The sequence below is a fragment of the Intestinibacillus sp. Marseille-P6563 genome (assembly GCF_900604335.1).
GTDB lineage: Bacteria > Bacillota > Clostridia > Oscillospirales > Butyricicoccaceae > Butyricicoccus_B.
On the sequence record NZ_UWOD01000001.1, the window covers coordinates 1,506,184 to 1,523,250 of the forward strand.

24 protein-coding genes are annotated in these 17,067 nt (G+C 59.0%); 23 read left to right on the forward strand and 1 reads right to left on the reverse strand.

Annotated features, from left to right (window positions below; genetic code table 11):
• Position 1: 1 nt before the first annotated feature.
• From EFB11_RS07840 to EFB11_RS07950, 23 genes are all read left to right on the forward strand, one after another.
• Positions 2-664: a DUF4240 domain-containing protein gene (locus EFB11_RS07840; protein ID WP_122789650.1), complete on the forward strand. Its 663-nt coding sequence runs from the start codon at positions 2-4 to the stop codon at positions 662-664.
• The gene (locus EFB11_RS07845; protein WP_122789651.1) at positions 661-1,590 is read left to right on the forward strand and encodes a ParM/StbA family protein; all 930 of its coding nucleotides are present in this window, start codon (positions 661-663) and stop codon (positions 1,588-1,590) included. Before EFB11_RS07840 ends, EFB11_RS07845 begins: the two co-directional genes overlap by 4 nt.
• Positions 1,583-1,879, forward strand: a complete 297-nt coding sequence (locus EFB11_RS17025; protein WP_122789652.1) for a hypothetical protein — start codon at positions 1,583-1,585, stop codon at positions 1,877-1,879. Before EFB11_RS07845 ends, EFB11_RS17025 begins: the two co-directional genes overlap by 8 nt.
• A gap of 14 nt (positions 1,880-1,893) precedes the next feature.
• Positions 1,894-3,033 carry a DNA (cytosine-5-)-methyltransferase gene (gene dcm / locus EFB11_RS07855; protein WP_122789653.1) on the forward strand — a complete coding sequence of 380 codons (1,140 nt, stop codon included), beginning with the start codon at positions 1,894-1,896 and terminating at the stop codon, positions 3,031-3,033.
• Positions 3,030-3,992, forward strand: coding sequence for an amidoligase family protein (locus EFB11_RS07860; RefSeq protein WP_367277390.1), 963 nt, complete (start codon positions 3,030-3,032; stop codon positions 3,990-3,992). The genes dcm and EFB11_RS07860 overlap by 4 nt, the downstream gene beginning before the upstream one ends.
• Before the next feature lie 4 nt (positions 3,993-3,996).
• Positions 3,997-4,245, forward strand: coding sequence for a hypothetical protein (locus EFB11_RS07865; protein WP_122789654.1), 249 nt, complete (start codon positions 3,997-3,999; stop codon positions 4,243-4,245).
• Between the two features lies 1 nt (position 4,246).
• Positions 4,247-4,789 (forward strand): gamma-glutamylcyclotransferase family protein, encoded by a 543-nt coding sequence (locus EFB11_RS07870; RefSeq protein ID WP_122789655.1) that lies wholly within the window; start codon positions 4,247-4,249, stop codon positions 4,787-4,789.
• 18 nt (positions 4,790-4,807) lie between these two features.
• Entirely contained in the window at positions 4,808-5,206 is a 399-nt protein-coding gene (locus tag EFB11_RS07875) for a hypothetical protein (RefSeq protein ID WP_009258914.1), read from the forward strand.
• Positions 5,196-5,576 (forward strand): DUF3846 domain-containing protein, encoded by a 381-nt coding sequence (locus EFB11_RS07880; RefSeq protein ID WP_009258915.1) that lies wholly within the window; start codon positions 5,196-5,198, stop codon positions 5,574-5,576. Before EFB11_RS07875 ends, EFB11_RS07880 begins: the two co-directional genes overlap by 11 nt.
• Positions 5,566-6,717: a methionine adenosyltransferase gene (gene metK, locus EFB11_RS07885; protein ID WP_122789656.1), complete on the forward strand. Its 1,152-nt coding sequence runs from the start codon at positions 5,566-5,568 to the stop codon at positions 6,715-6,717. Before EFB11_RS07880 ends, metK begins: the two co-directional genes overlap by 11 nt.
• Positions 6,714-7,457 carry a phosphoadenosine phosphosulfate reductase gene (locus EFB11_RS07890; protein WP_122789657.1) on the forward strand — a complete coding sequence of 248 codons (744 nt, stop codon included), beginning with the start codon at positions 6,714-6,716 and terminating at the stop codon, positions 7,455-7,457. The genes metK and EFB11_RS07890 overlap by 4 nt, the downstream gene beginning before the upstream one ends.
• Positions 7,439-8,188 carry a hypothetical protein gene (locus EFB11_RS07895; RefSeq protein WP_164706657.1) on the forward strand — a complete coding sequence of 250 codons (750 nt, stop codon included), beginning with the start codon at positions 7,439-7,441 and terminating at the stop codon, positions 8,186-8,188. The genes EFB11_RS07890 and EFB11_RS07895 overlap by 19 nt, the downstream gene beginning before the upstream one ends.
• Positions 8,185-8,958, forward strand: a complete 774-nt coding sequence (locus EFB11_RS07900) for a DUF7768 domain-containing protein (RefSeq protein WP_122789659.1) — start codon at positions 8,185-8,187, stop codon at positions 8,956-8,958. Before EFB11_RS07895 ends, EFB11_RS07900 begins: the two co-directional genes overlap by 4 nt.
• Before the next feature lies 1 nt (position 8,959).
• Positions 8,960-9,289, forward strand: coding sequence for a hypothetical protein (locus tag EFB11_RS07905; RefSeq protein WP_164706658.1), 330 nt, complete (start codon positions 8,960-8,962; stop codon positions 9,287-9,289).
• On the forward strand, positions 9,279-10,007 hold the full coding sequence (locus EFB11_RS07910; RefSeq protein ID WP_009258921.1) for a DNA-methyltransferase: 729 nt from the start codon (positions 9,279-9,281) through the stop codon (positions 10,005-10,007). Before EFB11_RS07905 ends, EFB11_RS07910 begins: the two co-directional genes overlap by 11 nt.
• A 129-nt stretch (positions 10,008-10,136) precedes the next feature.
• Positions 10,137-10,466, forward strand: coding sequence for a DUF6329 domain-containing protein (locus tag EFB11_RS07915; protein WP_122789660.1), 330 nt, complete (start codon positions 10,137-10,139; stop codon positions 10,464-10,466).
• A gap of 192 nt (positions 10,467-10,658) precedes the next feature.
• The gene (locus EFB11_RS07920; RefSeq protein WP_122789661.1) at positions 10,659-10,970 is read left to right on the forward strand and encodes a plasmid mobilization protein; all 312 of its coding nucleotides are present in this window, start codon (positions 10,659-10,661) and stop codon (positions 10,968-10,970) included.
• The gene (locus EFB11_RS07925) at positions 10,970-12,430 is read left to right on the forward strand and encodes a relaxase/mobilization nuclease domain-containing protein (protein WP_122789662.1); all 1,461 of its coding nucleotides are present in this window, start codon (positions 10,970-10,972) and stop codon (positions 12,428-12,430) included. Before EFB11_RS07920 ends, EFB11_RS07925 begins: the two co-directional genes overlap by 1 nt.
• A complete protein-coding gene (locus EFB11_RS07930) occupies positions 12,411-13,058 on the forward strand; it encodes a DUF3801 domain-containing protein (protein ID WP_122789663.1) in 648 nt (215 codons plus the stop codon). Before EFB11_RS07925 ends, EFB11_RS07930 begins: the two co-directional genes overlap by 20 nt.
• An 87-nt stretch (positions 13,059-13,145) precedes the next feature.
• On the forward strand, positions 13,146-13,604 hold the full coding sequence (locus EFB11_RS07935; protein WP_009258926.1) for a recombinase family protein: 459 nt from the start codon (positions 13,146-13,148) through the stop codon (positions 13,602-13,604).
• Positions 13,605-13,678: 74 nt separating this feature from the next.
• Positions 13,679-15,424, forward strand: a complete 1,746-nt coding sequence (locus EFB11_RS07940; protein ID WP_122789664.1) for a VirD4-like conjugal transfer protein, CD1115 family — start codon at positions 13,679-13,681, stop codon at positions 15,422-15,424.
• Positions 15,421-15,732 (forward strand): formate hydrogenlyase, encoded by a 312-nt coding sequence (locus EFB11_RS07945; protein ID WP_122789665.1) that lies wholly within the window; start codon positions 15,421-15,423, stop codon positions 15,730-15,732. Before EFB11_RS07940 ends, EFB11_RS07945 begins: the two co-directional genes overlap by 4 nt.
• Before the next feature lie 65 nt (positions 15,733-15,797).
• Positions 15,798-16,643 (forward strand): hypothetical protein, encoded by an 846-nt coding sequence (locus EFB11_RS07950; RefSeq protein WP_122789666.1) that lies wholly within the window; start codon positions 15,798-15,800, stop codon positions 16,641-16,643.
• Here EFB11_RS07950 and EFB11_RS07955 read toward each other — a convergent pair.
• Positions 16,640-16,984 carry a molecular chaperone GrpE gene (locus tag EFB11_RS07955; RefSeq protein WP_122789667.1) on the reverse strand — a complete coding sequence of 115 codons (345 nt, stop codon included), beginning with the start codon at positions 16,982-16,984 and terminating at the stop codon, positions 16,640-16,642. The two genes, EFB11_RS07950 and EFB11_RS07955, sit on opposite strands and share 4 nt — an antisense overlap.
• Between the last annotated feature and the right edge of the window lie 83 nt (positions 16,985-17,067).

The following is a 17,067-nucleotide window of genomic DNA, read 5'->3' on the forward strand; positions in this document are numbered from 1 at the left end:
GATGAGCAAGGATGCCTTCTGGGCGCTGATTCAGGAGGCAAAAACCGCCTGCGGCCAGGATCTGAACGCTATGGAGTACTACCTGCAGGAGCAGCTTGTGTCTATGGGGCCTGCCGCGGCGAAAAATTTCCATGACATTCTGCAAACCTATGAGGATCTGGCGGACCAATACGGCCTGTGGGACGCCGTCAGCGTGATCAAGGAGTATGGCTGTTCGGATGACGGTTTTATCGACTTCCGCGCCTGGCTGATTGCTCAGGGCAAAGAGGTGTACATGAATGCGCTGCGGGATCCCGACACGCTGGCAGATATAGAGCCATACGGCGATTGCTGTTTCGAGTGCCTGTCCTATGTGGGCGATTACGCCTATGAGCAGCTCACCGGCCGCAGCGCCTACGACGAGATGGAACCAGACAGGATCGAGAAGATGCGGGACGAGCTAAAAAAGGATATCGTCTACAAAGACGGCATCCAATACCCCAGGGAGCCGAAGGACCTGCCACGGTTCCTACCCCGGCTGTGCGAAAAATACGGCGGGCCGGAGCGTTTCCTGGCGGCGCCATCCACATGGAATTACGACCTCCATGAGATCCGCCGGCTGCTGGACGAGGGCAAGGTCCAGGACATGGCTACCAAAAAAGAGAAAGGGGGCGGCGCTCGGTGAGCGAGGGATACGTCATCGGCGTGGACCACGGTTACGCAGCCATGAAAACTGTCCACGGTTCCTTCCCCTCGGGGCTGGTGGCCTATGAGCATGAGCCGTACACCCAGAAGAATGTGTTGGAATACGGCGGTACGTACTATGTGGTAGGCAGCGGCAGGCAGCCTCTGCAGAAAGACAAGACCCGGACGGAGGACTACTATCTGCTGACCCTGGCAGCCATCGCCAGGGAACTGGACTGCCGCAATGCCGAGCGCACCTGCTCCGTCATTCTGGCTGCCGGCCTGCCCCTGACCAGTTTTGGCCGGGACAAGAAGAAGTTCCGTGCCTATCTGCTGCGGGACGGCAAACCGGTGCCCTTCCGCTATGAGGGCCGGGACTATACCGTCACCGTCCGGGATGTGAAACTGTTCCCCCAGGGCTATGCCGCTGTGCTGACCCAGACGGAGCTGCTGGATGAACCGTCCGTCATCGTGGCGGACATCGGTGGCTGGACAGTGGACCTGATGCGCTTGGACAACCGCCTCCCCAATGCCGCCACCTGCCGCAGCTTGGAGTGGGGCATAATCCGCTGCATCGATGAGATCAGCGAACAGGTGCGACGCGTCCTGGGTCTTTCTCTGACAACGGCGCAGATCGAGTGCGTCCTGCGGGGTGATGCCAGCAGCCTCCCGGACGAGGCGAAAGGCATCATCCATGCCCAGGCGGACCTGTATGTGCAGAACCTGCTCTCCACCATCACGGAGTGCGGCCTGGACACCCGCGCCATGCCTACTATTTTTATAGGCGGCGGAGCGGCGCTCATGAAGCGGCGTGTTTCGGCCACAAACGGCCTGTGTCGGCCCGTGATCCTCGATGATGTATCCCTGAACGCCAAGGGCTATGAACGGCTTGTACGGCAGATGTCGGGGAGCGGCGCCCATGCCTGAAAAGCGACGGCTCAGTCTTTCCTTCTCCCTGACTCAGCGGGAGCAGCGGAACGCATGGGAGCGCCTGTCCGCCGTTGCGCCCGGACAGCGCATGGACGCCGTGTGCAGGATGATCAACGGCTATATGGAACAACAGGAACTGCTGGAGGCCATTCGCGGCGCTATCCGGGAGGAACTGGCAGGCGTTTCCTTCCCAAAGACCACTACGCAGCAGGAGCAGGCCGGGACCGTCGATGAGGACGTCCTCGGCTTTCTCCGTGCGCTGCAGGAGGGAGATGATACCATCTGATTCGATATTTTGATATGTTCGCCGGGATCGGCGGCTTTCGGGCGGGGCTGACCCGCGCCGGCGGCTTCCAGTGCGTCGGACACTGCGAGATCGACAAATATGCCGAAGCCAGTTACCGCGCGATCCACGACATCAGGAAGGAGGAGCGATACTATCCAGACGCCCGAGCCATTGACCCCAACGACCTGCCCGACTTCGACCTTTTGTGTGGGGGATTCCCCTGCCAGGCGTTTTCTCTCGCTGGCCGCAGAAAAGGATTTGACGATGCAAGAGGTACTCTCTTCTTTGAAATTGCCCGCCTGGCTGAAACCAGACGGCCTTCGTATCTTCTGCTCGAGAACGTGCCAGGACTGCTTAACCATGACGGCGGCCGGACGTTTGCGGCCATCCTCTCCGCGCTTTCTGACCTGGGGTACCATGTCGAATGGGCTGTGCTTAACAGCAAACATTTTGGAGTCCCGCAGTCAAGGAGGAGGGTGTTCCTTATCTGCTATCTTGATCCCCGATGCGCTGGAAAAATATTACCTGTCTTCGGAAATGGTGCAAAAGCTCTTATACAACTCATCGGCGGGGCGCAAGGACACCGGGTCTATGACCCAGAAGGAGTAGCCTGTACCCAGACAGCCGGTGGTGGCGGCCTCGGTGTGAAAACCGGGTTATACCTGCTGCCGCCGGACGCGCCCTTTGTGGATCTGTGTGCGGGGCATCCGAAACGGACGCGGCAATCCCGATGCATCACTGCCCGCTATGGGCAGACGACGCTGTCCAATCATAAGGCGGAACGCTCCGGGGCGCTGCTGATCAAGGAAGCCACCCGAAAAGGCTATCAGGAGGCGGCGCCTGGCGACAGCGTGGACTTGGGCTATCCGGGCAGCGCCACACGCGCCGGTCGGGTCGGGGTCGGTGTCGCCCATGACGCCGCCAGTGTGCAGGGCATTGTGGAGCGCGGCGGACGCATCCGCCGCCTGATGCCCAGGGAGTGCCTGCGCCTGCAGGGCTTTGACGATGAGCAAATCGACAAGATCCTCGCCATCAACTCGGACGCCCAAGCCTACAAGCAGGCAGGCAACAGCGTCACCGTCACAGTGATCGAGGCCATTGGCCGGCGCATCCGGGCCGTGGACGAGGCTTTGCGAAAGGAGGCGGCTGCGTGACCGGGATGAAGGACCAGTATTTCGGCGTCGAGGTGGAGATGACCGGCATCACCCGTGAACAGGCCGCGCAGGCGCTGGCAGATTATTTCGGAACGATCCCACAGTACAAAGGTGGGGTTTATGATGCATGGGTCGTCAAAGACACAGAAAACAAAGAGTGGAAACTGATGAGTGACGGAAGCATCCATGCAGAGCGAAAGACATTGCATGGCTACGAACAAACAAATAACAGGCAATATAAAGTGGAGATGGTTTCGCCCAAACTGACCTATGCGGAGCTGCCAAAGTTCCAAGAGTGTGTGCGGCAGATCCGGCATGCGGGGGCAAAGGTCAACAGTTCCTGCGGCCTGCACATCCATGTGGACGCGGCCAACCACAACCGCCAGAGCCTGAAAAACCTCCTGAGCATCATGTACGCCAAAGAGGACATTTTGTTCAAGGCCCTGCAGGTGAATGAGGCCCGTGCCGCCCGCTGGTGCCAAAAGGTGCGGGAACCCATGCTGCGGCAGGCCCGCACCCTCCCCGCTGAGGAAACCAAGGATCTGACACAGCTGGAGAGCATTTGGTATGAAGGTGATATCAACTCAGGAGAGCATTACAACTGGACACGCTACTATGCCTTGAACCTGCATTCGGTGTTCTATCGCGGCACCGTTGAGTGGCGCTGTTTCAACTCCACCCTCCATGCAGGACGCGCGAAAGCCTACATCGACCTGTGCCTCGCCATGTCTGCCCAGGCCATCGCCCAGCGCAGCACCGTCATGCGGAAAACCCACAGCGACAATGAGCTGTTCACCTTCCGGGTCTGGCTGGTGCGCCTGGGCCTCAACGGGCCGGAGTTTAAGAACACCCGTGACCATCTGCTGGCCAATCTGGACGGCGACCGGGCTTGGCGCTACGACAAGGACAGTTACGAAGTCAATAAAAAGAAGAAAAAGAACCGAGAGATGGAGAGGTGACGAGATGAAGATCCGCATGGAAGAAGATATCCTGTCCGGTACCGGGGCAGAGATCATGGACCATCTGCGCGCCCGTGTATTTGACCCCACGGAGTTCCCTGACACGGAGAGCTACATCTGGTTCCTGCGAAACAATGTGGTGCGTACCACCGGCCTGGACTTCCCGCTGCCAGAGGGGGATGTGGAGCAGCAGGCCCGGATGATGTTCACCCAGTTGGCGAAAGTGGGCGCTCTCACGATTTTGGAGGACTGATATGGCAAAGCGTCTGTATTTTGCCTATGGCAGCAACATCAATCTGGAGCAGATGGCGGTCCGCTGTCCTGCCGCCCAGGTGGTTGGGCCTGCGGTGCTGGACGGCTATGAACTGCTGTTCCGCGGCAACCGGCGCGGGGCCGGCGTCGCCACCATCGAGCCTCTGCCCGGCAGCCAGGTCCACGGCCTGCTGTGGAAGCTGACGCCGGAGTGTGAGCAATCTCTGGACGTCTATGAGGGATACCCGCGGTTGTATGAGAAAGAGGATATCACGGTCCGCACCGGGGACGGCAAAGACGTGACCGTCATGGCCTACATCATGACAGGGGAACTGTGGCGGGATCCTGCCATCCCTTCTCCCGCCTACTATGGCGGCATTCTGGAGGGATACCGCCAGAACGGCCTGCCGGTGCCGGAACTGGAGGCCGCGCTGAAAAATGTGCACGACGAGGTGCGGCAGGCCCGGCACTTTGAGCGCATGCAGGAAATGGACCTGTTTTTCGGCGAAAAGCCAGGCAGGAAGAAGGGCCACCATGAGCGATAAAGGAAAGAGAGGCGCGGTATGGCAAGAAAAACCATCTCTCTGACGGGAGAACTACACATGAATGCCACAGGATTTTCCGTAACCGTAGATGCACTGGAAACATTGAAAATCGTTGGTATCGCATATGGTGTTTATGACCATGCGGAAGATCTGCGGGATTGCCGTGTCACACTGGAGAATGGTGAGCGGCCGGCACTGGTTGTTCAGGAAGATGTCAGCCTGCATGGAAGTCCCTTTTGGGAAACCGTGCGTACCATTACAGATGACCCGGAACGGATCCGGCAATATGTGGCATTTCGGGAAACGCTAAAAATGTTCCAACAGATAGAACGGGAGCGCGAAGTTGTGCAACGGGATACAGGCCGCAGCAGTCAACAGGGCGCTCCCGCCAAGAGGAAGGATTGCCATGAGCGATAACCATCTGACAATCCTCGTTGTAGAGCCGGGGAAACCGCCATATCCCCGGCAGATCCCAGACACCCTGCAGGCCATGCAGGAGATTGTCGGCGGGGACATCGACGCCACATACCCCTATGAGGATCCCGTGGCGCTTATATTTAACAGCAGCGGCAAGTTTGCCGGCCTGCAGCCAAACCGCCTCCTCCGGCTGGAAAACGGGGATCCGTATGATGTTGTGTGCGGCACCTTTTTCCTCGCCGGCCTCGGCGGGGAAACCTTTGTGTCTTTGACGCCGGAACAGCTTCGAAAATATGAATCCCTGTACAGCCGGGAGATGTTGTTCCCACTCCCCAAAAAGAAAGAGAGAAGGAATGAGCATGAAAGATAAGACCATTCTGACAGCGGAGTCCGTCACAGCGGGCCACCCGGACAAACTGTGCGACACCATAGCGGACACGGTGGTGGACTGCTGTCTGGAACATGACCCCAACGCCCGCGTCGCCTGTGAAGTTCTGGCGACAGCGGGCAAATTCGTGGTGGCCGGCGAGATTACCGCACTGACGATCCCAGATATCCCTTCCATCGTGCGCGACACGGTGCGCCGGGCCGGATACAACTGCAGGAACTTCGACGTGGAGGTCCTCATCCGGCCCCAAAGCCCGGACATCGCAGGGGCAGTACAGCACGGGGAACAGACCGCAGCCGGTGATCAGGGGATCGTGTATGGCTACGCCTGCAGCGAAACGGAAAACCTCCTGCCCCTGCCGGTGGTATTGGCGCACCGCCTGACCGCCCTGCTCACCTGTGCGCGGACGATGGGCAGGATCAGCGGCCTGCGGCCTGACGGAAAGGCGCAGGTGTCTGTGGAGTATGTCTTCGGCGCACCCCGGCGGATCTCCGCTATTGTCCTCTCCTGCCAGCATGCGGAGGATAAGGACCTGCCCCGGCTGCGGGAGGAATTGTTGGAATTTGTCATCCAGCCCGCTCTCCGCATCTTCCCCGCGGATGAAGATACAGAGATCCTCATCAACCCCTCCGGCCGCTTTGTGCAGGGCGGGATCGAGGCGGATACCGGCCTGACCGGCCGCAAGCTGATGGTGGACACCTACGGAGGGCTGGTGCCCCACGGCGGCGGTGCGCTGTCCGGCAAGGACGGGACCAAGATGGACCGCAGCGGCGCCTACATGGCCCGCTGCATCGCCAAGAATATTGTGGCCGCCGGCCTCGCGGAGAAATGCACGGTCGCCCTGGCCTATGCCATCGGACGGGCTGATCCGGTGGCTGTGGATGTGGATACCCACCTCACCGGCACATACCCGGACGAGCTGCTGGAACAGGCAGTCCGCTGTTTCTTTGGCCTCACGCCCGCGGGTATGATCCGCACCCTGCAGCTGGACCAGCCGATTTTCGCAGACGCCTGCAACTATGGCCACTTTACCAGGGCAAGCCTGCCGTGGGAGCAGACCGGGCAGGCCGGGAAGTTTGCGGAGTTGTGTGCAGAACTGGAGCGCGGAGATGATGGCGGCTGAAACATATAGCATCCTGTTCCTTTGGCAAGGACAGCATCGCCACCATCCTGCTGGCGCTCCGTTATAGGGAACCGCTGGATGAGGCGGTGTACTGCGAAGTGATGTTTGACAGCCATATCTCCGGCGAGGTGCCGGAGCACCGGGACTTCATCTATGGCACAGCCATCCCCGCGCTGGAGCGCATGGGCGTAAAGATCCGCGTTCTCCGTGGGCCGCAGACCTATGTGGGGCTGTTCACCGGGAGGATCACCCGCGGGCCGAAAAGGGGCCTGCTCCGCTCCTTTCCTATCTGTGGGCGATGTGCCGTCCAGCGGGACTGCAAACTGAAACCGATTTTGCGGTATCAGAAAAGACTCCCGCCAGACACGGTGCAGTACATCGGCATCGCCAGGGATGAGCAGGAGCGGCTGCTCCGTCTGGACGGACGCCGTGTTTCCCTGTTGGACAAGTATGGCTATACGGAACAGGACGCAAAGCAGCTCTGCCGGGAGGCGGGGCTGCTTTCGCCTGTCTATGAATTTACCAACAGGGGCGGCTGCTGGTTCTGCCCCAACGCCAGGCGGCGGGAACTGCGCCACCTCTATGACCATCACCCGGATCTGTGGGCCAGAATGCTGGAACTGCAGGCACTGCCGGGGAAAGTCAGCGAAAAATTCAACCGGACCATGACATTTTCGGAAATTGACGCAGGTTTTCGGCGTGAAGATGAACAACTCAGCCTATGGAAAAACGCCGCATAGCGGTGAAAGGAGGTTTCATGCCAAATCATATCACAAATTTGATCTCATTTGGAGATCAGCCGGAGCAGGTCGCCGCTTTCCATCAAATGCTGCGGGATCTGCGCCAGAAGGATGGTGTTTACGGGAGCATCGATTTTAACAAACTCATCCCTATGCCAAAAGCCTTAGGCATTGAATCCGGAACCAGGACAACCAACGGCCTTGACGCATATCGCCGGTTTATAACTGGTGACAAAGCCGGTGCGGAGGCTTTCCAAAAAGAACATCCGGAGGAACGGGCGCTTGGGAAACAGGCGTATGAGAATATTCAGCAGTACGGTTCCCCCACCTGGTACGAGTGGTGTAATAAAAATTGGGGAACCAAATGGAATGCGTATTCCTGTGTGGAACTGGGTAAGGATGATGATACCCTGGAGTTCTTTACTGCCTGGAGCAGTGTCCCGACAATTTTGGAGGCCCTTTCGAGAAAGTACCCGGACCAGACTATCTCCTACCGCTGGGCAGACGAGGACATCGGGAGCAATGTGGGAGAGGCTGTATACAAAAACGGAGAAATGATCGATGCAAACATCCCGGAACCCGGATCCAGAGAGGCGTATGAACTGGCGTCGGATATCATGGGGATCGACCTTGCAGACTTTGACCTCTATCTCTCTGCGGATAAAAGCACCTATGAGTACCATGAGGACCCACCCAAAACAAAACGCACCAAGGATGGGCCGGCGAGATGACGTTTTACGAACAGGAACTTCGGAAACTGTTTGCGGACGGCACGGTGATCGGCAGCCCCACTTTTGCGGGCCGGGCCTGTTTGGGAACGCTGGGAAAGGATCTCCGTGCCCGTGTGCAGTTTGTGACATCAGGCCACGCGGATCACTATGACGCCATCAGCGTTACGGTGCTGAACCGCACAGACGGCGTAGTAGATAAGCTCCGCCTCCGGCTGAAGGATATCCTCGGCGTCAAGCAGGTGCCAGGCAACCCCAACTTCCGTAATGGCGTAGCGCCGCATATCTGGGAAGATAGCGGGAAAGCGGAGTGGTACGCCTTCCGCCCATCCGCGGCGGACTATTCCGCCATGCGGCAGGCTGTGAGCGAGTACCTGGGAGTGTTCCGGGATCGTGTGACGGAGCGCCGGCAGGATGGCCCAAGACTCGTCTACATCTGCGCCCCGCTCCGTGGCGAGGTAGAGAAAAATATCGCCTTTGCCAGAGATAGAGCGCGGGAGGTGTTCGTGGAGGGCAACGTGCCCATCTGCCCCCATTTGATGTTTCCGCCCATTGCCGACCCGGAAAACCCGGCACAGGATCAGGCGGCACGGGAGATGGGCCTGCGGTTGGTGGAGTCCTGCCAGCAGGTCAACGTCTACGGCCCCGTCTGGACGGAGGGCATGTGGGCGGAGATCAACCACGCCGAGAGGCTGGGGATCCCTGTCCTGACAGACCAAAAGGAGCTGGGAAAGCCCCCGCGCCGGCGAACCAAGCAAGGGAAGGAGCGATGATGTGATGGTGGACAACATTCCGCCAGAAGAACTGGAGATCGAATTATCAGGCAGGCAGATCGAGCAGTTAGATGCGATTGACAATGCCGTTTACCAAACGATCCTCACCTTCCTCAACAAGACGGAAGATGAATTTCCCTGGGATATGCATTATATAGGCGAAGTAGCGGATGCCATCGAAGGAACACTGCTGGATCTCGGCCAGCGGGTCCACCGGCCTGCAATCATAACGGAAAAAGACGGAACAGTGCATTTGGAAGAATATCAGGAACCTGTACTGCAAACACCCAAAAAGAATAAGAAGAAGGAGAAACCTGCCTATGAGCGATAACCCCCAGTGGGAAATCATCCAAGGCGACGCGCTGAAGGTGCTGTCCGGCTTTGCGCCTGGGACCTTCGACGCGGTGATCACAGACCCGCCCTACGCATCCGGCGGGCGCACCCAGGCGGAAAAGAACAAGTCCACGGCCAAGAAATACTCCAACATGGGCGACCATGCTCCGCCGCCCTTTGACGGGGACGCCAAGGACCAGCGGTCATGGACGCGCTGGGCGGCGGAGTGGCTGTACGACGCCAGAAAAATCTGTAAGCCCGGCGCCCCGGTGTGTATGTTCATCGACTGGCGGCAGCTTCCCGCAGCTACGGACGCCCTCCAGTGGGCTGGCTGGATCTGGCGCGGCACCGCCGTCTGGGACAAGGGCAACAGCCGGCCCCAGAAGGGACGCTTCCGCCAGCAGGCGGAGTACATCGTCTGGGGATCCAACGGGGACATGCCCATCAGCCGGCCTGTGCCCTGCCTGCCCGGCGTGTTCAAGTACGGCAACCCCCAGAACCGCATCCACCTGACGGAAAAGCCCCTGCAACTTATGCGGGACATCGTGAAGATCACCGAGCCGGGCGGACGGATCCTGGACCCCTTTGCCGGCAGCGGCACCACGGTGCTGGCCGCTGTGCTGGAGGGCTACTCCGCCACCGGCATCGAAGTCACGGACGCCTATGCCGCACTGGCCAGAGGCCGGATCCGCCAGGCGCTGGAGGACGTCCAATGACACGCCCTTGCTTTTCAACCGTGGACGGCAAGGACGTCCAATGACACGCCCTGCCATTGAAGGGAGGTCTGCACCATAGCAAAAGAGCAGCAAGCACGATTTTTCAGAAAGGCGGCTTCTGTTGCTGATTTGCAAAACGACACCCCGATCATCAAGACCGCGCCTTTTACGGTGGTGCGGGAGATCATCCTGCCGGAATCCAAATACCGCCGCTTTCAAGCGGACCTGCTGGCCGAGGCCCCTTTCATCGCCGCAAGGACCCAGCTCACCGGGTACAGCGAGAAGTTCGGCCGCTTCCGCTGCCTGCTGGTCACCGCCCGCAGGCGGCAGGACGGCATCCTCGTTGACAGCGAAGGTTACACCTACGCCCGCTATGCGGCGTATGTGCGGGACAAGCGCGAACTGGATCTGGCCGGCGTCCCGCAGGATAACCTGGACTTCAAGGCCCATGAGCGGTGAGCATTTTTCTTTTCCGCAGGAGAGGGAATTGAAATCCACCTACCGCTTGAAAATGGCCGCGCCCTGCGCGGCGAGGCCACCGCCGCCTTCGGCGGCGATGGCGCAAGCATAGCATTTGTATGACAAATGCGCTTGCAGGGGGATCTCCCCCTGGCCCCAATGCCGCCTGTTGGCGGAAAAAGGAGTTGAAACGTGCAGGAAAAAAGCAAATTTCTCTCCGTGCGGCTGACCGCGGAGGAACGGGAACACCTTGACCGGCTGGCCAAAGAGTCCGGCCTGTCCCTGAGTAACGTCATCCGCTCCTGTATCAACCGCACGGAGATCCGCCAGCGCCAGCCGGCGGAAATCAACGACTTATATCGGGAGATCAACCGAATCGGCGTGAATATCAATCAGATCGCCCGGAGCGTCAACGCCGGCATCGCTACCCGACAAGACGTAAAAGAGGCGCTGTTCCTGCTGCGGCAGGTGTACCTGCTCATGGAAAGGGTCGCGGATCTGTAATGGCGGTTACGAAAATCCTCGCCCGCAAGGGCCGGCTGGACGTGGGAGTCCGGTATGTCCTCAATGGGGACAAAACAAATGAACAGATCCTGACTGCCAGCCAAGGCTGCTCTACCGAACATGCCGTCAGCCGTATGATGAAAACCAAGCAGCACTATCGTCAGACAGATGGCGTCCAGTATTATCACATTATCCAGTCCTTCAAGCCCGGCGAGGTCACCCCGGAACTGGCGCTGGAGATCGCAAAGGCGTTTGCTGCAGAGCATCTGCCCGGCTACCAGGCGGTCATCGGCGTCCATGTGGACAAGGAGCATATCCACGCCCACACGATTTTCAATTCCGTAAATGCGGATACCGGTGAGAAGTATCACAGCAACGCCCGCAGTTACTACAGCCAGATCCGGGCCACCTCGGACCGCCTGTGCCGGGAACACGGCCTCTCTGTTGTCATGGAGAGCAAAGCAGAAAAGGCAGTCAGTTACATCGAGTGGCTGCGGCAGAGCAAGGGCCAGCCCACCTTCCGCTCCATGCTGGAGGCGGATCTGCGGGAGGCCATAGAGGACGCCAACGATATCGGCCACTTCTTCCTCATCATGGAGCATAAGGGCTATGAGATCAAGCATGGTTCCCGGCTGGGCTTCCGCCTTCGCGGCCAGCCTCGGCCCAGCGGAACGGGCCTCGGCAGACCCGGCGGGAAGGTGCCGGGCCAGGAACGGTTCATGATACCGGGCCGAAAGGACCCGCTGTTCACCGAGGACGGCATCCGCGCCGCCATTGGAGGGAATCTGGATGCCATTGCCGCAGGTACGCGCCCCGCCATCATTTACCGGCCGCGGTACCAGCCGTACCGCAGGCATCCCAAGTACACCGGATTTATGGCCCTGTACGTCCACTACCTCTATCTGCTGGGCAAGGCCGGGCAGCGGCAGTACCCGCCGAAGATGACGCCCCATCTCAGGCGGGAGATCATGAAGTTTGAGAGCTACAAGGAACAATTCGCCTTCCTGCGGGCGCATGGCGTCTCCACGGCAGAGGACCTGCAGGCCGTCCGCGCCCGCGCAGAGGAAACGCTGGCCAGCCTCAACAAGCAGCGCACCATCCTCAACGTGCGGAAGAAGAAACGGCGGGCACTCTACGACGCCCTCTCCGACGCGGAGGCCCTCGCCCCGGCAAAGGACTGCTATGAGTCCGGCATGCCCGGCATGGAGGAACCCTTCGCCCGCTACATGGACGCCGTCTCCGCGCTGGAGCAGTGTGGGATCCATAGGGAGCAGCTCATGGCGGAAAAGGCGGAGTTGTACCGGCAGTTGGCGGACGTCAACCGTGAGATCCGGCGGGCGCGGAAGGAGATTTCCATGTGCGATACCATTGAGCGGAACCGGCCTCAGATGGAACACGACATCCATGTGGCCGAGGCCAAGGCAAAGGAGGTGGAACGAGATGAATATCGGAGGCGGTGAAGCTGCGGACCAACTGGTCCGCATGATGCTCTCTGGTGGTGAGGTCGCAGTTCGGCTGACCGGTTCGGCAGTGAAAAATCTTTTGGCCATATCGCTGGCGCTGGCGAAAAGCCACAAGAAGATCAGCGGCAAGGTCCGCATGGGCAAAATGCTGCAGCAGACACGGGATCTGCGGGTATTCCCCATGACGCAGGAGGAATACCGGGAGTTCAGGCACAAGGCGCGGGAACCGAAATTGCTCTATGCGGCCATCCAAAACTCCAGAGATCCCAATGACCCCCAAAGCATGGTAGATGTTGTCATGCCGGCCACAGAGGTGGAACGGGCCAACTTGGTGTTCCAGAAGATGATGTACCAGCAGCCGGAGGCCCCCCAGAAGGAGCAGCCGGAACGGGAGCGGCAACCGGAGAAGGAACCTGGAACGCCAAAAAAAGATTCCCGGTCGGGACGCGCCTCGCGCGATACCAGCACCAGCTCTCCTATGCACGCCGGGAGCGCGGCGAGGACGACGAGTGATGAGCGGCCCTCCGTTGAGGGCCGCCTGCAGGACTATCGCGCACAGTTGGAGGAACAGCGGCGGCGCGCCCCGGCCAGGCAGAAAACCAAGACGCGGACCAAGACCAGATAATTGAGTGCTGTTTGGGGAAAGTGCTGGATATTCCGGGCCGGTTCAGGTATGGTTGCGTTACAGAAAAAGTGAAGGAGGCCAGATACCATGAAGGTCGTTTACTACTACAGAGGACGCACCGGCAGCGCAGGATTCCTGCTCCCGGAGGATATGGCACTGCTGAAAAGGCTGTTTGCGCACGGGAGCCTGCCGCCCAAAGCGCAGCTGCGAGGGAAACGCTGCTGGCTGTATCTCCGGGTGAACACGAACAATCCGGCAGCAGACGAGATCGGTATCAGCGGACAGGACACTTACCTGCGCCAATTTGCGGAAGTAAACAGCATGCAGATCGTCGGCGTATACAAAGATTATATGTGCGGATGGGACCTCCGGAGGCCCAGCCTCCGGTTCCTGGCGCGGGAGGCTGCCGAAAAGAAAATGGATTACATCCTGTCCTGTAAACAGGATCGGATCTACCGGGGCCACGACCTGCGGGGCCTCCTGCAGTATGAGGATCACATGCACGCCCTCGGTGTGGACATCCTGTATCCCTTCGAACAGGACTAAGCAAACAGGCATACATCCAATCAGCCTATGGGGCGTACCAATGCGGTGCGCCCCTGTTTTTCAGTTGGAGGTGAATGCCGCTGAATAAACCGGGCAGATCGGGAGGGATCCTCCCGTATCTGTTTCTCTACATCCCCGTGGTCTGGGCCGCTCTCCTGATTGCCCAGTCCCTCGGGAACGGCCTGCCGGAGCTGCTGACGAACCTGACCGCGGCCCTGCAGACTCCTTTGAAGATCCGCTGGACGGAACACAGCCTGATGAGCATCCTCGCCTGCACCGGCGCGTACATCATAGGCATCTGCCTGTATTGCACCACACAGGGCCGCACCCGTGACGGCGAGGAACACGGCTCGGCACAGTGGGCGTCTCCCAAACAGGTCAACGCTATGTTCTGTCAAAAGCAGAATAAGCCCCTGACACAAAATGTCCGTTTGGGGCTGGATACCCACAAGCACCGCAGGTCCCTCAACGTACTGGTCATCGGCGGCAGCGGCGCGGCCAAGACCCGCAGCTATGTCCTGCCTAACATTCTGGAGGCCAACACCAACTATGTGATCACCGATCCCAAAATGGAGGTGCTGACTGCCACCGGCGGCTACCTCAAAAGCCAGGGCTACGATGTGCGGGTGCTGAATCTTGTCAATCTGGAGCAGTCGGACGGATACAACCCTTTCCGTTACATTCGGGATGAGAAAGACGCCCTGCGGCTTGTCAATAACCTCATTCAAGCCACAACACCCAAGAACAGCCATGAGTCGGATCCGTTCTGGACCAAGGCCGAAACGGCGCTGCTGCAGGCCATCATTCTCATGCTGTTTCAGGAGGCGCCGGAGTCCGAGCAGAACTTTTCCATGGTCATGCGGGTGCTGGAATACGCGGAGGTAAAAGAGGACGACGAGGACCACGTCTCGCCGCTGGATCTGCTGTTCAGCGCCATTGAACGGGAGAAGCCGGACAGCGTCGCCGTCCGGCAATATAAGGTCTTTAAGATGGCGGCGGGCAAGACTTCCAAGAGTATTCTTGTGTCCACAGCCGTACGCTTGGCACCGTTCAATCTGCCCCAGATCCGGGCCATCACGGACCACGACGATATGGATCTGTACACGCTGGGAGAGAAGAAATGTGCCCTGTACGCTGTTATCCCGGACAATGACAATACCTATAACTTCTTGGTAAGTCTGCTTTATTCCCAAGTGTTCCATACCCTCTACTACTGCGCGGACCAGATCCACCACGGGCCGCTGCCCCAGCATGTCCACTTCATCCTGGATGAGGCTCCCTCGGTCAATTTGCCGGGGCTGCCCCGCGAACTGGCAACCATGAGGTCCAGAAACATCTCCTGCAGCACCATCATCCAAAACATGGCGCAGATCAAGGAGCAGTTCAAGGACTCCTGGGAAACCATCCCCGGCAACTCGGACACCCTGCTGTACCTCGGCGGCAACGAGTCCAGCACCCACAAGTACATTTCCGAGGCCCTCGGCAAATCCACCATCGATACCAAGACCCATGGGGAAACCAAAGGTAAGTCCGGCTCATGGTCCACCAACATGCAGATCAGCGGCCGGGAACTGCTGACGCCGGACGAGGTGCGGCGGCTAGACAACCGGTACGCCATCCTGCTCATCCGCGGCGCTGGGCCAGTGATGGATCTGAAATACGATTTAATGAAACACCCCGCGGTCCGCCAAACCTCACTGGCTGGTGGGCCGCCCTATATTCATCACAGGCAGCATCAAGCACCGGTGATTTCTGGACATGAACTTTTTGCGGCATTTTCCACCGATGACACCAATAAAGATAAGGAGAATGCAGCATGAATCATAAATTTGAAAAGCGGGCAAAGCGCATTTACGCCATGCTTTCCTGCTTTGTGATGGTCGCGGTCATGACCGTCTGTCCTGCCTTCGCGGCGGACGATCCGCTGGCGGTTGTGACAAATCTGAGCGACTTCATTTTTTCCCTCATCCGGGCCATCGGCCTCATCCTGCTGGGCTTCGGCGTCCTCCAGCTGGGCCTGTCCCTCAAGAGCCACGACCCCTCCCAGCGCGCCAACGGCATGCTCACCATCGCGGGCGGCATTGTTATCACGTTTACCAAGGAGATCCTCACCCTCATCACCGGCTGAGTGGGCAAAGCGGGAGGGCGCACACAGCGTCCTCCCGCTCCCTTCCCACACGGAGGTGATGCACAATGGGAAGTGGAAACTGGATCGTTGACAACCTGAACTCAGCCCTTGCTACCTGGAATGAAAAACTCACCGAGATTTGGACGCTCATCTCCACGTCGCCGGAAGAATTCAAAGGCGGCGGGATCTGGGACGTCATTCTCAACATCCATGACGCGCTGAGAGCCATCGGCTACGCTCTGTTGGTACTGTTTTTCGTCGCCGGCGTGGTCAAGACCTGCGGCAGTTTTACGGAACTCAAGCGCCCGGAAGTGGCGGTCAAAACCTTTGTCCGGTTTGCGCTGGCGCAGGGAGCCGTCACCTACGGTCTGGAGCTGATGATGGCCCTGTTCAGCATCGCCCAGGGCGCGGTGTCCACCATTATGGACGCCTCCGGCCTCACGGCCATGTCCGACACGGCCCTGCCAGACGAGATGGTGACCATCATCGAGGACGTTGGCTTTCTGGAGAGTATCCCGCTGTGGGCGGTGACACTCCTGGGATCCCTGTTTATCTGGGTTTTGTCGCTGGTCATGATTTTGACCGTCTATTCCCGTTTTTTCAAACTCTATATGGCGACGGCCATCGCGCCCATCCCACTGGCCAGTTTCGCAGGACAGCCCTCCAGCAGCATCGGCGTGGCTTTTATCAAGAGCTACGCCGCCATCTGCCTGGAGGGCTGTATGATCGTTTTAGCTTGTATTATCTTTTCCCAGTTTGCCGCGGCGCCGCCGGCCATCGCGGATGACACAATGGCTGCCGCTACCATCGTTTGGAACTACATTGGGGAGCTGATTTTCAATATGCTGGTCCTGGTGGGCGCTATCAAGATGAGCGATCGTCTGGTGCGGGAGCTGATGGGCCTTGGTTAATCCTGCAGGTCATCAATATGGACGATACCGCCGCCGTTGCGGCCGGCCTCCCGCACCCGCTGGATCAAAATTTCCTCTTTTTCTTTCTCGCGCCGGCGCCGCTCCATGATGGCGGAGATCTTCCGCACCAGAGAGTACACCCAGGACAGGGCCGTCACAGCCAGTAGGATGTACCAGATCACATTAGCCAGCGTGTAGTGGGCGTAGTACCAATCGCTCAGAAGCGTCGGCACCACCAGCGCGTACAGCAGCGGGATGGTCAGACGGAACACCGCGGCCAGGCGGAACAGGATGGACAGGATCAGGATCCCGGCTCCCAGGAAAATATATGCATATAACATGGGTACACCCCTCTCGCTATTTTTTCACTTTGATGTTAGCATACCCCGGCGGACATGGCAACTCCTGTCTGCCAAAAGTCCAG